General features: G+C 70.3%; 13 protein-coding genes. 9 read left to right on the top strand and 4 right to left on the bottom strand.

Annotation, left to right across the window (positions count from 1 at the left end):
* Positions 1-18 precede the first annotated feature (18 nt).
* Entirely contained in the window at positions 19-228 is a 210-nt protein-coding gene (locus tag SNA_RS10080; RefSeq protein ID WP_030063749.1) for a hypothetical protein, read from the top strand.
* A gap of 338 nt (positions 229-566) precedes the next feature.
* Positions 567-740, top strand: coding sequence for a hypothetical protein (locus SNA_RS42170; protein WP_157879879.1), 174 nt, complete (start codon positions 567-569; stop codon positions 738-740).
* A gap of 30 nt (positions 741-770) precedes the next feature.
* On the opposite strand, the gene SNA_RS10075 is transcribed toward SNA_RS42170, so the two are convergent.
* Entirely contained in the window at positions 771-1,565 is a 795-nt protein-coding gene (locus SNA_RS10075) for an alpha/beta fold hydrolase (RefSeq protein WP_030063748.1), read from the bottom strand.
* Positions 1,566-1,742: 177 nt separating this feature from the next.
* On the opposite strand from SNA_RS10075, the gene SNA_RS10070 reads away from it, so the two are divergent.
* A complete protein-coding gene (locus tag SNA_RS10070; RefSeq protein WP_044364388.1) occupies positions 1,743-2,711 on the top strand; it encodes a LysR family transcriptional regulator in 969 nt (322 codons plus the stop codon).
* Between the two features lie 28 nt (positions 2,712-2,739).
* On the opposite strand, the gene SNA_RS10065 is transcribed toward SNA_RS10070, so the two are convergent.
* Positions 2,740-3,819, bottom strand: a complete 1,080-nt coding sequence (locus tag SNA_RS10065; protein ID WP_241779592.1) for an HD domain-containing protein — start codon at positions 3,817-3,819, stop codon at positions 2,740-2,742.
* A 366-nt stretch (positions 3,820-4,185) separates the two neighbouring features.
* Between SNA_RS10065 and SNA_RS10060 the strand changes: the two genes are divergently transcribed.
* From SNA_RS10060 to SNA_RS10035, 6 genes are all read left to right on the top strand, one after another.
* Positions 4,186-4,911, top strand: a complete 726-nt coding sequence (locus SNA_RS10060; protein WP_030063745.1) for a WXG100-like domain-containing protein — start codon at positions 4,186-4,188, stop codon at positions 4,909-4,911.
* Positions 4,908-5,720 carry a hypothetical protein gene (locus SNA_RS38220; RefSeq protein ID WP_052808893.1) on the top strand — a complete coding sequence of 271 codons (813 nt, stop codon included), beginning with the start codon at positions 4,908-4,910 and terminating at the stop codon, positions 5,718-5,720. The genes SNA_RS10060 and SNA_RS38220 overlap by 4 nt, the downstream gene beginning before the upstream one ends.
* A gap of 40 nt (positions 5,721-5,760) precedes the next feature.
* The gene (locus SNA_RS10050) at positions 5,761-6,639 is read left to right on the top strand and encodes an SUKH-4 family immunity protein (protein ID WP_078969808.1); all 879 of its coding nucleotides are present in this window, start codon (positions 5,761-5,763) and stop codon (positions 6,637-6,639) included.
* Complete coding sequence (locus SNA_RS10045) at positions 6,636-8,813, top strand: hypothetical protein (protein ID WP_044364387.1); 2,178 nt, start codon at positions 6,636-6,638, stop codon at positions 8,811-8,813. Before SNA_RS10050 ends, SNA_RS10045 begins: the two co-directional genes overlap by 4 nt.
* A 35-nt stretch (positions 8,814-8,848) precedes the next feature.
* The gene (locus SNA_RS10040; protein WP_030063738.1) at positions 8,849-10,579 is read left to right on the top strand and encodes an SUKH-4 family immunity protein; all 1,731 of its coding nucleotides are present in this window, start codon (positions 8,849-8,851) and stop codon (positions 10,577-10,579) included.
* A 168-nt stretch (positions 10,580-10,747) separates the two neighbouring features.
* Positions 10,748-11,332, top strand: a complete 585-nt coding sequence (locus SNA_RS10035) for an HAD family acid phosphatase (RefSeq protein ID WP_030063737.1) — start codon at positions 10,748-10,750, stop codon at positions 11,330-11,332.
* Positions 11,333-11,360: 28 nt separating this feature from the next.
* Here SNA_RS10035 and SNA_RS10030 read toward each other — a convergent pair whose 3' ends face one another.
* Both SNA_RS10030 and polX read right to left on the bottom strand, forming a co-directional pair.
* The gene (locus SNA_RS10030) at positions 11,361-12,509 is read right to left on the bottom strand and encodes a baeRF2 domain-containing protein (protein WP_044364385.1); all 1,149 of its coding nucleotides are present in this window, start codon (positions 12,507-12,509) and stop codon (positions 11,361-11,363) included.
* Positions 12,510-12,640: 131 nt separating this feature from the next.
* On the bottom strand, positions 12,641-14,371 hold the full coding sequence (gene polX, locus SNA_RS10025; protein WP_030063732.1) for a DNA polymerase/3'-5' exonuclease PolX: 1,731 nt from the start codon (positions 14,369-14,371) through the stop codon (positions 12,641-12,643).
* Positions 14,372-14,485 lie beyond the last annotated feature (114 nt).

Here is a 14,485-nt window from a genome sequence, read left to right as displayed (position 1 = left end):
AAAAGGACGCTCATCATTATGAGCAACACCTCCCGCATTGAGACCCGCGAGATAGCTGACGACGACCTCGACAACGTCGCGGGTGGTCTCTCCGTCAGTGGCTCGCTGGAGGGCCTGACGGCCAAGTTCGCCCCGGGTCCCAATGGCGTGCCCGTCCTGACCGGCGGCTCCATCAAATCCCTCAGCGTTACTGTCTCGGACATCCCGCTGGGCCCGATCGGCGGCTGAGACACGGCTGGATACAGCTTTGGCACGGTGCGCAGGCACCGGGGCCTCGGAACTGGCCGGGCCGTTGTGAGGTGAGCCGGGGTGGGTTCCGGGGTGGGTTCTGCGTGACGTCGGCCTTCAAGACCTGGTTGTGGTCTTGGAGGCCGACGTTGTCGTATGGGGTTGGTTGTTGGTTGCTGACGATGGCTGTGTGGTCAAGGGGAGCCTGGCGATCCGGGACCGGGGCGAGCCGGCACGGTTGCTCGCCGATGCGGTGTTCGCGGGGCTCAGCGTGACGCAAAGCCCATCAAGGACAGGAAACCCACCGAGGACATGGACGGCCACGTGCGACCGCAGCGGTGGCGCCTTGGAACGCGGGCGGGTGGTACGGCGTCGCCCTCCTCGGCGTCGGCGTCGGCATCGGTGTACTGCTGCTGGCCGCGCCGATCCCGTGCACCACGAGGGACCCGGTGCCGGTGCCGGTGTGCGAAATCACCCCGGCGCCGACGGATGCAGCCGTCCAGGAGGCATGATGCTTCCTCAGGTGGAGAGCGGATACGAACTCAGCTGGTGGCGGGGGCCGCGCCGGCGCGTGCCATCCGGGCGAGTGCGGTGCGCAGCGCGGTGTTGAATTCGGTGGGGCGTTCCTGGTGTGGCATATGGCCGGAGCCGGCGATGACGGTGACCTCGGCGCCGGGCGTGAGCGCGGCGCAGGTCCGGGCCACCTCCAGCGGGATCGGGACGTCCAGCTCGCCGTGGATGTAGTGGATCGGCACCCGCAGACCGGGCAGCGTCGGACGTGGGTCGTAGTCGGGGGCAGCGGCCTGGTGGTCGTCGATGTAGACCCCGGAGTCCAGGATCTGGCGGACCGTCCAGTCGATCAGGGCGGACGCGGTACCCGGCGCGTACCATCCCGGCACCCAGCCCGCGACCGTACCGGCCCGGTCGCGGCGCAGATCGTCGAGCAGCTCCGCCTGCGGCCCGCTCGACGGCCAGTACGCGGGCCCGTCCACCGAGACCACCCCGCCGATCAACTCGGGGTGCCGTACCGCCAGTTCCGTGGCGAAGGCCCCCCCGACCGACGAGCCGATGACCACCGGCCGGTCCAGCCGCAGTGCGCCGATCAGCGCCACCAGATCGCTGACCACTCCGGCGATGGTGTTCCCACGGGCGGGACGGGCCGAGCGCCCGCAGCCACGCCAGTCCACCGTCACCACCCGGTGGTTGGTGACGAACCCGGCCTGCTGCGCACCCCAGGTGCGCCCGCTCGTTCCCCAGCCGTGCAGGAACAGCAGCGCGGGACCGGTCCCCTCGTCCTCGTAGTAGAGCGTGGTGTCGTTGACGTCCAGATACGGCATACCGCATCCCCTCTCCGTTGCGCCCTTGCCGACCCTCTCGGGCCGGTCGGGCGTGCCGTTCGCTGATGTCTCCACCCAACAGCGATCACCGCCGACGACCAACGAGCGATCCGCGCCTACACTGATCGCGAACGGTGATCAATCGAGGCACGAAGGGTCGGGGGGAGCCGGAGAGCCATGGAAATTCGCCAGCTGCGCTACTTCCTCACCGTGGCGGAGGAGCTCCACTTCGGCCGTGCCGCCGAGCGGCTGCACATCGTGCAGTCCGCGGTGAGCCAGCAGCTCCGCCGACTGGAACACGAGCTGGGAACGGAGCTGTTCGCCCGCTCCACCCGAGTGGTACGGCTCACCGAGGCCGGCCACCGGCTCCTCCCTTATGCCAGGGAGATGCTCGCCCTTCAGTCGCGTGCCCGGGAGGCGCTCGACGAACTGCGTGCCGAACAGGCCGCGACGGTGCGCCTGGGCACCAGTTCCGGGCTGGGCGGACGCCTGGACGCGGTGCTCGCCGCGTTCGCCCGGATCGCCGGTCACGCTCAGCTGGAACTCGTCACCGGCACCACCGAGGAGCGCCTCCGGCAGGTGTGCTCCGGTGAGCTGGACGCCACGCTGCTCCGTGGTGAACGGACCGACCCCGGGCTGGAGTTCCTCCCGCTGTGGCAGGACGCGCTACTGGCCGCGCTGCCTGCCGGCCACGACCTCGCCGCACACGAAACCATCGACCTGGCCCGGCTCGCCGGGCTGCCGCTGCGGCTCTCCCCGGCCTCCCGCAACCTCGCCCTGCACGACCTGGTCATGCGCTCCTGCCGGGAGGCCGGCTTCCAGCCCGTACCCGGACCGGAGTTCACCAACGACCAGGACACCCTCGCGGCCATCGGCCACGGCAGGCCGTCCTGGACGGTGTTCTACGCCTCGCAGGCCCGCCAACTGCCGGTACCCGGCGTGGCCTTCCGTTCCCTGCGCGACCCCGCCCCCGTCATCCGGACCTATCTCGCGGTCCGACCTACCCCACCCCGCGCCGGACTGCGTGCCCTGATCGAAGCCTGCTACGCCATTACGGAAGCGGAAGCGGAAGCGGAAGCGGAAGCGGAAGCGGAGGATCGGGGGTGCCCGGGCCCGCGTACCTCCTCGTCGGACCGGCGGCGCTGACGGTGCATCAGGCCCGCCGGGCCGACAGTCAGCTCCACCAGGCGTGGAATGTCGTGGGCAACGCCCTCAGCGCATCCAACTCGGCCGCCAGCTCGGGTGCGGCCACTTCCATCCGTTGCCCTTCCACCAGCGGCGCGGAGCTGTAGATCTTGCGCAGTGAGAAGTTCCAGGCGTTGCAGACGGCGCGATCCCTGGGAGCAGGCCCGGTCTTGACCTGCAACCGGTGCAGCTCGTACCGGACCATGGCGCTCTCCGGTTCCGTGATGGCGCAGGAGTCGAACGCGGACCACAGCTGCGGATCCGTCATCCGAGCGAGCCGGGCCGGGGTGAGGGTTGTGCTGTCGAGGAGGTGGCAGGCCAGGCGCCGGACCACCGAGGCCGGACCCACGCTGTCCCACGAGGTGTGCAGCCGTGCTTCCCCGCAGATCAGGTCGACGAGCGATGCGGCGGTCGGGCGGTCAGCTGACACCGCGGCGTCCCTGATGTCGAGCCTGCGCAGCATGACAGCGGGATCGGTACCGAGACGTCCGGCGGCCCGCCCACTGCGCACGAAGGAATCGAGATGGTCGAGATTGAGCACGCCCGACGGGTTGGTGAGCGGCGAGTGCGATTGCTTGCCGAGTGCGGCGGTGACGGCCTCGGTGCGGATCCCGTGATTCTCCAGCACAGTACGGATCGGGTCGGTCCGCAGGAGCTGCAAGCCGATGGCGTGATGGTCGAGGCCGGAAATGCCTTCGATGGTGTGGCTCAGGGGGAGGTGGCCGATGTCGTGCAACAGCGCGGCGACCCGCAGAAGTTCGTCCTCCGGACGGAAGTGCGCGACCAGCGCGAGGACACCGAGGGTGTGCTCAAGCCTGGAGTACGACTGCAAGGTGCTGACCGTCGAGGCGCCTCCGTGCGCGACGAAGTGCAGGCGCCGCAGCGGTTCGGTACGCAGCAGAGCGACTTCCACGGGGTTCAGGCGGACGGGTATCCGCCACAGTGGGTCGGTGAACGTGGCGGTCCGGCCCATCACGTTGGTCGGGACGGTCCATGCGTCGTTGTCCCTGGCTTCCCTGGCTTCCCTGGCTCCCTTCGGCGAGCTTGGGGGGTCATTTTGGCTGTCCACCAGGTCAACTCTAGGGCGGGCACTGATGTCGGCACGCCAACGATTTCTGCTACAGGCTTGGTACATAGGAGCCGTGGCGCTGATCCGGGGTGGCGCGAGACGATGGGTGCACAGACCATCGGATACCGAGGAGCTGCCGTGACTGGCGAGTGCCATGGCCCTCTCCCGTCAACCGCGGCACACAAAAGTGCTTGTTACGCTTCCGGGAGCACGTGCCCGACGGCATCCCGTCCCATCCTCGGCGCGTCCGGGGAAATGGACTCGGATGTGGCCGGGGAGGTACTTCTTCCGTGAGGCTAAGTGTCAGTTAGCTGGAGTGGCGTGCCGTCGTAGGCACGGTGCGAGATGCGCAGAGCAAGGGGAAGCGTGGCTATCGAATTGCCGGACGGGCTGGTCTGGGTGATGGACCTGCTCGGGCTGAACTGGCCCCAGGTCAACGAGGACAAGGTTCGCGAGTTCGCCGGCCACGTGAGGGAGTTCGCGGCCAATCTCGAGAAGTCGCATGGTGCGGCGAGCGACAGCATCAAGGCGATGGGAGAGCACTACCAGGCGGCCTCGTACGATCAGCTCGTCGAGCAGTGGTCGCAGATGTCTTCGAGCCATATGACGGAGCTCGTGGACGTGTGCAATACGGCTGCTTCGGTGCTGGACATCGCCGCGGTCGCGATCGTGGGCGCCAAAATGGCGGTGATCGCCGAACTCATCGTCATGGCTGCCGAGTTCATTGCGGACCAGGTTGCCGCCGTCTTCACCTTCGGATTGGCCGAGGCGGCGGAGGTCGCCTTGATCGCGGCCACGAAGAAAATCGTCGATGTGATCCTGAAGGAAGTGGAACAGCGGATCATCGGCGAACTCGTCGAGCAGGCGACCCAGCCATTGCAGCAGGCCGTAGAAAAGGCGGTGAGCGGTCTGGTGTTCAAGGGGGCGGAGAAGGCTCTTGGGGTCGCCTCGGGCGGCGGCGCCGGATCCGGATACACGATCCATCCCGACGAGCTCCTCACTCACGCCTCGAAGTTCAAAAGCCACGCGGAGGACGTCGCCGGACACGCCGCGAAATTCGCCACAGCCACTGAAGGGATGTCCTTCAGTTGACGCACCCGATAGCCAAAGCGCTGGAGGACACGGCCGGCAGCATCTCCAAGGCCGTGGCCAAGGACGCGGCCGGAGCCGTCGGCGGCCTTTATCGCAAGACTGCCCATGGTGCCGAGCAGGTGGCGAAGAACGTCGCCGAAACGGAAGCCAAGCACAGCAAGAGCTTCTCCTCGCTGGCCAAATCCGGAGAGAAGTCCGGCGGCGGCCCCAAGCGCCGCGCGAGCCGATCATCGTCCGGATCCGACAAGGGAAGCCCGCCGCCGAAACGGCAGCGGAAGGACAGCAAGTACCCGCTGCCGTCGAATGCCGACCGCAACCCCAAGCAGACCGCCACGAAGGTCGACCCGAAGACACACGACCTGGCACAGAAGGTGAACGACCGGCGCAAGGCGGACAGCGACCGCTCCAAGAAGAACTACGCGGCCTTCGAATGGGAGGACGAGCACGGCCAGAAGCACGTGGAGATCGGGCACAGCGACGGGACGCATTCGGAACGGGTCATCGGCGTGCCCGTGCTCGACCGCCAAAAGCGTCTGGCCGAGGAGAAGGAGAACGCCCTGACGGAGGGCCGCGACCCCGGCCCGGACCGGAAGATCAAGGTCACGCGTATCTATTCGGAACGTGATTTCTGCAACCAGCGGTCCCCCAACTGCAATGACTGGACTCGGCATTATTTCCCGGATGCCGAGCGGAGCTACGCTGTTGAATATGATCACCACACGCCGGGGTCGAAGAAACAGGGAAATCGCGATCTGGAAGACCACATCCGATGGGTCTTCGGGGACAAACCCATCAAGCGGCGAAGCTGACGTACGAATGCCACGCATGCACATGCAGAGGAGCGCCTGAATGACCACGCCCGCTTCCGGTCGTCGCGGGGGGTTGCCGGCACGTCGCTGGAGTTCCGCACGACTCGAAGACCTGGGGGTGCCCTCGCCCCTCCGGGATCTGCTCGCGGCATCGGGGCTGCCGGAGTCGGTCGGCCCGTACTTCCGCGCCGCCCGCGAGCCCCTGCCCCTCACCGGCTACGCGACCGAGGCCGGGCTTCCCCAGCCGTTCGGGGAGGTGCGCGGGTTCTGGTACCTGGGCGACGACCGCGGCGCGCAGATCTGCTGCGCCCCGGAAGGCGAGGTGGTCTCGACGTCGTGCGCGGGAACGCATCCGACGCGCCTCGTGAACACCACCGTACGCACCTGGCTGGCCTGCCTGGCCGAACTCGGCCGGCTGCTCCAGGACCTGCCGTCCGACCCGGTCGGCCGGGACGCGGTGGCCGCCGTCGCACAGTTCCAGGAACGCCTCACCGCCCTCGACCCGGAGGCGATGGCGGACGAGGAGCACTGGTGGCCGCTGGTCACCGATGACCTCCGCCTCACCAGCTCGGTCGACTCCTCGGGCATCTTCGAATTCCGTACGGCCACGGGTGCGGAGCGGACGGTCTCCGGCTACACCGTCCCCGGGCAGGGGCATGCGCTGCGGCGTCTGGGTGGCGAACTGCTGAAGCGAGGCATCGCACCGGAGCGGGTCACCCGGGCCCATGCCGATCTCGAACCCTGCGCGCTGCCCGGCTGCTACTGCGCCGAGTGGCTGGCCACCACCTTTCCCGGAGCCGAGGTCAGCTACAGCTTCGGCTACGGGCCCGGTGCCGCCGACCGCGAGGCGGGCATCCGGGAACTGGTGGCCTTCATCGAGGACGAGGACGAGGGCGACGAGGAGGAGTCGAAAGAGTGATCGACAGCGATTCCCTGACCGGCGATCCCAGCGCGGCGAGCGCCGGCACAGTGGACGAGGGCTTCCCTTTCGGGCGGCAGGCCGTTGCGGACGCGTTCCGGGAATGCGTGAAGGGGACGCCCGACGGCGGCACGTTCTATGTGACGGGATCCCCCGGCAGTGGACGCAGCACGCTGCTCACCTGGCTGTTCCTCCTCAATCAGGCGGACCGGGACGACGGTCGAACGGATCGGGACGACAGCCGGGCGGATCAGGACGACGAGGGGACGGACGAGCCCCGATCCGGGCCGCTCTTCCACGCGGCGCTCGGTGCGCGGGGCCGCGGCGTCGATGATCTGGCGGTGGCCATCGGCGGGCAACTCGGCTACGAGACCGCCACCGCCGCCGAGCTGCTCTCCGTCATCGCCATGGACGAGCGCCCCGTGTGCGTGGCCGTCGGCGACTTGGACGAGGCGGGCGCCGTGCCGGACGAGCGGCACACGGCCCGCCTCATCGAGTCCCTGCTGGCCCCCATGGCCCGGCTGCCGAACGTACGGCTGGTGACCGAAGGCACGCAGAAGTGGGCCCACCACTTCGAGGACTGCGTCATCGTGGACATCGACACCTCCGACTGGACCGATCGCACGGCCTTCGACCGGTACGTCGCCGCCCTGTGCGCCTTCGTCCCGGAAGCCGAAACCGGCCCACAGCCGAGCGGCGCGCAACCGGACGCGTTCGCGCAGGCGGTGGCGCAGGCCGCCTACCCCAACTTCCTCCTCGCTCAGCTCCTCGTCCTGGACCGGGTCTCCGCGGGGGCAGAGGCGGATGCCGCCGGCGTGGACGTCCTGCCGGATGGCATCGATGTCGAGGGTGTGGTCGCGCGGCACGTGGACCGGCTGTCCGCCGAGTCCCCCGTAGTCGCCGACGCCTTGTACGCCCTTGCCCTGGCCGGGCCGGCCGGGCTCGGCGGGCGCCTGTGGCGCCTGGCCACCGCTGCCGTGGCGGGACGCCGGATCGATGCGGGGGAGTTCGCCACGGCGGCCGAGCTGTGCTGGGCGCTGCTCCAGCCGGACCACGACGGACCCGGCGGTTCCGGTGCGTCGGGAAGCCACTTCGCCCTCCGTCACCCCGCCATAGCCACCGCGCTCCTCGCCCGCCGGTCCCCACAGGCGGAGCTGCAAGCGCGCCGCACGCTCGTCCACTCCCTGGCGGCACAGGTACCCGTCGAAGCGGTGGGCGGGGGGCCGCTGGACGACGGACCACCGGATGAGGGGGGACCGGTGTATGAGGGACCGCCTCGTCCCCTCTGGCAGCGGAGCGACCCGGTGCTGCTGTCGGAGCTGCTGAGGCACGCGTCTGCCGTCCCCAAGGCGCTCGCGCCGTTGCTCGTCTTCCCCGAGGTGCTGCTCAGCGCGGACCTCGAAGAACTCCGCACCGTACTCGACTGCTCCGACGAGCCCGCCGCCGCGGCCCTGCGCCCGGTGGCCGCCCTCCTGCACCCGGTGTCGCACGAGCAGCCGGCCCGACTCCAGGTCGCTGCCCTCCAGCATGGCCTGAACCATCTGGCGGCGGCCGTCGAGTCCGCCTACGGACGGCTGCCGTTCCGCGCGCTGCGTCTCCTTCCGGGGGGAGGCGACGGCGACGCGGCCGGAGCGGCTGCGCCCGTTCCCCTCGATAGCCCTGATCCCTCCGTTCTCCCGGCGCCGCCCGAGGTCGCCCTCACCGAGACGGGGGCCGTGGAGGTCGGTCAGCGGCTCGGCGATGCCCCGGCCCTGCGATGGACGTTGCACGGGACGCCGTGTACCGCCGCGCGGGCCGAGCTGCTCGACGGTGTGACGGTCGTGGCGGTGGCGGACCGCGAGGGGCTGCTCCAGATCCGGAGCGCGGACGACGGGCGGCTCGTCCACCCGATCGTCCGCGCCGACGAAGCCCCGGAGCTCCTGTGCGCCCTCGCGGGGGCGCCGGACCCGCTGAGCGTGTGCACGGCGGCCGACCGGCTGTGGGTGGTGAGGCTGGCCGACGGATCGACGCTCGCCGAGCTCCGCTTCGGCTCGAACATCGCGGCCATCCGCCGTGCCGCCGAGCACGAACTCGACGTCGACCTCGGCGGGTTCGGCATCCGCCTGTCCTTCGACCTCGCCGTACTGCGGACGCTCGCAGGGGCGACGCCCGCCACCAGTGACGCCGGGTACTAGGCTCGGCTGACCCGACGTTCCGTCTTGGAGACACGATGACCTCGCCGTTCACCCCGCTGTGGGCCCGTCTGAGGCCCTCGGACGACGCCACGCCGCGCACGTGGACCAGCTGGCCCGGCCCGGTGATCGCCGCGCAGACGGCCCACCATGAGGGCCGGACGGTGTACGGAAGCATCAGCTTCACCACGCCCCACCGGCTGCACCTCGTCGACGCCCGCACCGGGGAGAAGGTGACGCCCCCGGTCCTCTGCGACGCCGGACAGGACACGTTCTCGCTGGTCGCCGGCCCGGAGGCACTGGTGGCCGCCGGAGCGCGGGAAATGGTGGAGCCCCTGAACGGTGTGCGCCGCTCCTACGAGGCGGACGAAGCGGAGGGGGCGGACGAGGCAGTCGCCGGTGACGCGGACAACGTCGGGCTGGTCGCCGCCGTGAGCGGCTCGGCCGAGCCCGTGCTCGTCACCGTCCATCCGTTCCAGAGCATCGCGTTCTGGGATGCGACCACAGGCGACCGACTCGCCGCCGTACCGCTGGACGACATGAAGAGCCCGGAGCGTCTGTGCGCCGGTGTCGTCGACGGCCGGCTGTGTGCCGTGGTCGGCGAGGGGGCCGAGCTGTGCACGTATGCAGCGGACACCGGCAGCGTCGTGGCGCGCTGGACGATCGCTGACGAGGCGTCAGAAACATGGATCGTGCGGATGGTCTGGGCCCAGGGAGTGGCCGGTGCACCGGCTGCCGTGCTCACCGCGGACACCGGGTCCCGCCTGCGGGCATGGTCCCCGGACACCGGTGAACAACTCGGCGAGGCGTGGCCCCTCCCCGACCGGCCGCTGCACCTCAGCGCCGCCGTCCTGCACACCGAGGGCGGTGAGCTCTCCGTCGTGGCCTGCGCCTACGGGGACGGAGTCCAACTGCTGCGGACCGACACCGGGCGCGTCCTGCTCGACCTCCGGCCGAGCGCCCGCACACGCACAGCGCACCTCACCGCGGACGGACTGCTGCTGCTCGGCACGCTCGACGGCCCGGTCGCCCTCCAGCTCGACACGGAGCGACTGACCGCCGCACCGGGCCACCAGGCCGAAGGCGAAACCGAACATGACGTCGAGCGCGATCTCGCCGTCGGCCTCGACCTGGACCTCGACGGGTGGCTGACGGCCGCCGTGACCGACGAAGACGACTCGCCCGACACCTCCGACCACCCCTCGCACGCCGACCTCGTGGGCCTCTGGGGCGCGGACCAGATCATCCTCCTCGCGGAGGAGCAGGTCGGTGCGGAGATCACCGGCCGGAACCGGGACATCCTGTGCCGCGTCGGCCTCCCCCTTGCGCCGCTCCCCGGTCTGACCCTGGACCAGGACCTGGCCGAGGACGGCCCGGCCCCGCTGGAAGAGGTCGGCGTCGGTCCGGCGGACCCCGACGACCCCGACGCCAGGTACGTCCCCGAGGGGCTGGACGGCTACTACTGGCTGGGCAGCTGGCACGACGACGACCTGGTCCTCAGCCCGACCGGAGCGGTCGAAGCGGTCGGCGCCGAGTCCGATTACGAAGAGGCCCTGCCGGTCAACTCCAGCCTCGCGGCCTTCGTCGCCTTCGCGTATCAGTACGCGGTGGCCGCTCTGCGCCAGGAGCCGGAGTACGGCACCGAGGCGCAGGAGGAGCGCGCCGATGCACTGGAACTCCGCCTGCGCGCCGCCGACCCCCTCGCCTTCGCCGAGCACGGTTCGGAACACTGGGCCGACGCCCTGAGTGACCTGGCGGCCGGCATGTGAGTCGGCCTCGCACGGTTCGGACGTCGTGGACCGTACCCCAACGTGACCACGGTGGCGGGCACTTGGCTGCAAGGGGCAAGTTCCGGCGGGAATCCCTGGATCGCCGCTCCGGGTTTCACCCCCGTTAACCGACCGCCCGTTCGATAGGGCGGAAAGGAGGGGTGATACATGCTCAAGCGCACACGGATCGCCGCGGTGTTGGCCTCGACGATGTGCATGGTGACCGCCGCACTGCCCACGGTGGCGCAGGCCGCGGCCCGTTCGGAGGCGTTGCCCGGTAAGAGCGAGTGGCTGGCCGATGTCGCGCCCGTCGCGTCGGACCTGCGGGACTACTTGGGGCATCGGCTCGCCGGCGTCCCGGCCGGGGAGAAGCCCGCGATCGTCCTGGACATCGACAACACCTCGCTGGCGACCCACTACGACCCGGGCCGGCCGGTCCAGGCCATCCTGGACGCCGTTCGCTACGGTCAACAGCACGGCGCGGCGGTGCTGTTCGCCTCGTACCGCGACGCCGATTCGCATGACTCGACCGTCCAGGAGCTGACCTCGGCCGGCTACCCCGTCGACGGCCTCTGCCTCAAGCCGTCCGGCGACAGCCCCGGCAAGGCGCAGGTGAAGCTCGCCTGCCGGAAGAAGTACGAGGGCGAGGGGTACACGCTGATCGCGAACGTCGGCAACCGCAGCACCGACTTGGAGGGCGGGCACTACGAGAAGGGATTCAAACTGCCCGACTACGACGGCGCGTTGAGCTGACCGAGGCGTATGCCCTCACCGCGCCCCCTCACGCGTTCCAGCGCAGTACGGCGCCGAGGCCGCCCGCCGGACCCGGTGTGCCCGCGGGGACCAGCAGGACCTCGGCGTCGGCCGCTGCGGCGGAGCGGAGGAGGGCGTCGTCCGCACGGGCCCGTTCGGGCTTGGTGACGCCCATGGCCCGGGCCTCGCCGCGTTGTACGGCGACCTGGTCGACACCGGGGCCGATCCAGACGTCGCGGCCCGCGTCGGGTGCGTCCTGTACGAGGAGCAAGGTGTCCACCTGGTGGCTGCGGGCCGCGTCCACGAGGGCGGGCACTCCTTCCGCAGCTTCTCCGGGACGGCTGTCGACGCCGCGCACACCGTGCTCGCCGGGGCGGCCGCGTCCGGCGCGGAAGCGGCCCAGAGCCTCTTCGAGGCGGGCCTGGGCATGCTGCGCGCACGCCTGCGCGATCTGCTGGTCGAGCACGCTCCGGGAGGCGCCCGGGGACCTGCTGCCGTTCTCGGCCTCGACGGTGACGGCCCGGAGCGGCTCGGGCAGCCGGTTGTGCACGGCCCGGCGCTCACGGGGGCCGCCGGTCAGGACCAGCAGCTGTGCGCCGCTCTCCGGCCACTGCCGGGCGAGCTCGCCCGCGATGATGTCGGCGGTCTCGTTCCAGCTGTTCTCGACCTTGTTCCGGTAGTGCCACTCGTACCGGTCCTCGGGGACGCTGCGGTGCCCTCGGCCCCGCCACTCCTTGCCGTGCGCCGTGGCCACGGTCCGGCTGCGCTGCGCGTCACGCAGTTCCAGATCGGCGCCGGTGTGGTCGATGTACGCGACCAGGCACGTCGGCTCCTCGCCGATCAGCCCGGGAAGCGGGGCGATATGCGGCAGCAGGGACCAGGTCGCCTCCGTGCGGACCGGGGTCACACCGAGCGGGATGTCGAGGACGACCTCGGCGCCGGCGGCGAACACCGCCCGGCCGGGAGGCGCCCCGGAAACCGGCTCGTGGGCGAGCCGCTCCGTCACCGCCCGGCACGTATACGGGTCGGCACCCCCGTCGATGAGCTGTGCGGCGACGGAGCGTTCACGGAGCTTCTGCTGTTTGAGCGCGTCCTCGGTCGCGCGGGTGGTGTCGATGTACACGGAGGCCCAGGGGCCCAGACGGTCGAAGAGCGGCTTGAGAAACGCGAGTTCCATGATCTTCCCTCGGTTCGGGGCCGGTTTCGCGGACGGTTTCGACGACGGTGAGAACGACGGGGTCAGGGTGAGGGCGCTGTCCCGAGGCCCTCCCTACGGAGCGGGGCCCTCCTTACGGAGCCGGGCCCTCCTTACGGAGCGGGGCCCTCCTTACGGAGGAAACGGCGCAGGCGCGCCAAGGGCCAGGTGTTGATGACCTCGTCGGCGGTCAGCCAGCCCCGCTGCGCGGTGCCCACGCCGTAGCGCAGGTACTCCAGGTGGAGCGGCGCATGGGCGTCGGTGTTGACGGCGAACTTCACGCCGTACCGCTTGGCGCGCAGGATGTGCTCGTCGGACAGGTCGAGCCGGTCGGGATGGGCGTTGATCTCCAGCGCCGTCCCGGTGCGGGCGCAGGCGGCGAACACCGCGTCGAGGTCCATGTCGAGGCCCGGCCGCTTGCCGATCAGCCGGGTGGTCGGGTGCCCGATGATGTTGATCTGCGGGTTCTCGCAGGCCGTGACGAGGCGGCGGGTCAGGGCGTCCCGTCCCTGGTTGAAGTGCGAGTGCACGGAGGCGACGCAGAGGTCGAAGTCCCGCAGGAACTCCTGCGGCCAGTCCACCGTCCCGTCCGGGCCGATGTTGAGCTCGGTGCCGTGCAGCAGCCGCATCTTGCGGTGCCGGCCGTCGAGTTCGCGTACCCGCTCGCGTTGCGCCAGCACCTTGTCGTCGGTCATCCGCTGCATGAAGAGGTTCGGGGCGTGGTCGGTGATCGCGTAGTAGCGCAGGCCCCGCCGGGCCGCGGCTTCCACCATCTCCTCCAGCGGGGCGAGGCCGTCGGTGAGGTCGGTGTGGGTGTGCAGGTCGCCCCTGATGTCCGTCTCCGTGACGAGGTCCGGCAGCTCGCCGTGCAGCGCAGCGGCGACCTCGCCGCGGTCCTCGCGCAGCGTCGGCGGGATCCAGACCAGACCGAGGCGGGCATAGACCTCCTCCTCGGTCTGCGAGACGATCTTCTTTCCGCTCCTGACGTGGAACAGGCCGTATTCGGAGAGCTTGAGCTTGTGGTGCACGGCTATCTCGCGGGTGCGGATGTTGTGCGCCTTGGACCCGGTGAAGTACTGGAGCCCCGCGCCCCAGGAGTCGGGTGGCACGACCCGCAGATCGATCTGGAGGCCCTTCGTGGTGCGGATGGAGGTCTTCTTCGTGCCGTGGGCGATGACCTCGGCCGTGCCCGGCAGCTGGGTGAAGGCGTCCATGAAGGGGGCGGAGCGGCCGGCCGCCACGAGGATGTCCACGTCACCGATGGTGTCCCGCATACGGCGCAGCGATCCGGCGTACGCGCAGTGCTCGCAGCCCGGCAGGGCGGACAGCTCGGCCACGATCTCCTCGGCGACGTCCATGGCCGCGTTGAGGGGCACCCGGTCGCCCGCGGCCTGCATCAGGCCGATGCCGTGCCGGATGTTCTCCTCGGTCTTCGGGCCGAAGCCCTTCAGGTCGCGCAGCCGCTCCTCGTCGAGGGCGTCGAGGAGCTCGGGCACCGAGGAGATGTGCAGATCCTCGTAGAGCGCCATGGCCTTTTTGGGGCCGAGGGTGGGGATGGCCATCAGCTGGCGTACGCCTGCCGGGACCTTCGACCGGACATCCTCCACGGCGGGCATCCGGCCGGTCTGCAAGTACTGGAGCACCTTGTCGGCGATGGACCTGCCGACGTTGGGGATCTCCCGCAGGCCCTCGGCGTCGAGCTTCGAGACGTCGGCGTGGTGGCCGCCGATGGCGCGTGCGGCCTTTTCGTAGGCGCGGGCCTTGAACGCGTCTCCGCCGGTGATCAGGACGAGGTCGGCGTACTCCTGGAGCAGCGCCTCGACCTCCTCGTTGGGCCGGACCACACGGCCATTTTAGTGCGGGCCGGTGCCGCGGGCCTGGTCCCCGGCCCGCCCCGTCCGGCCCTGGCCCGCCTCGTCCGGCCCCGGCCCGCCTCGTCCTCCCCCCCCGCAGGCCCT

The organism is Streptomyces natalensis ATCC 27448 (genome assembly GCF_000935125.1).
GTDB classification, from domain to species: Bacteria; Actinomycetota; Actinomycetes; order Streptomycetales; family Streptomycetaceae; genus Streptomyces; species Streptomyces natalensis.
This window is presented reverse-complemented; position numbering and strand designations above follow the sequence as displayed.

Excerpts from the sequence above, each read along its gene's own strand:
- SNA_RS10080 (WP_030063749.1), top strand. The coding sequence starts at position 19 with ATGAGCAACACCTCCCGCATTGAGACCCGCGAGATAGCTGACGACGAC.
- SNA_RS10075 (WP_030063748.1), bottom strand. The coding sequence starts at position 1,565 with ATGCCGTATCTGGACGTCAACGACACCACGCTCTACTACGAGGACGAG.
- SNA_RS10070 (WP_044364388.1), top strand. The coding sequence starts at position 1,743 with ATGGAAATTCGCCAGCTGCGCTACTTCCTCACCGTGGCGGAGGAGCTC.
- SNA_RS10050 (WP_078969808.1), top strand. The coding sequence starts at position 5,761 with ATGACCACGCCCGCTTCCGGTCGTCGCGGGGGGTTGCCGGCACGTCGC.
- SNA_RS10040 (WP_030063738.1), top strand. The coding sequence starts at position 8,849 with ATGACCTCGCCGTTCACCCCGCTGTGGGCCCGTCTGAGGCCCTCGGAC.
- SNA_RS10035 (WP_030063737.1), top strand. The coding sequence starts at position 10,748 with ATGCTCAAGCGCACACGGATCGCCGCGGTGTTGGCCTCGACGATGTGC.
- SNA_RS10030 (WP_044364385.1), bottom strand. The coding sequence starts at position 12,509 with ATGGAACTCGCGTTTCTCAAGCCGCTCTTCGACCGTCTGGGCCCCTGG.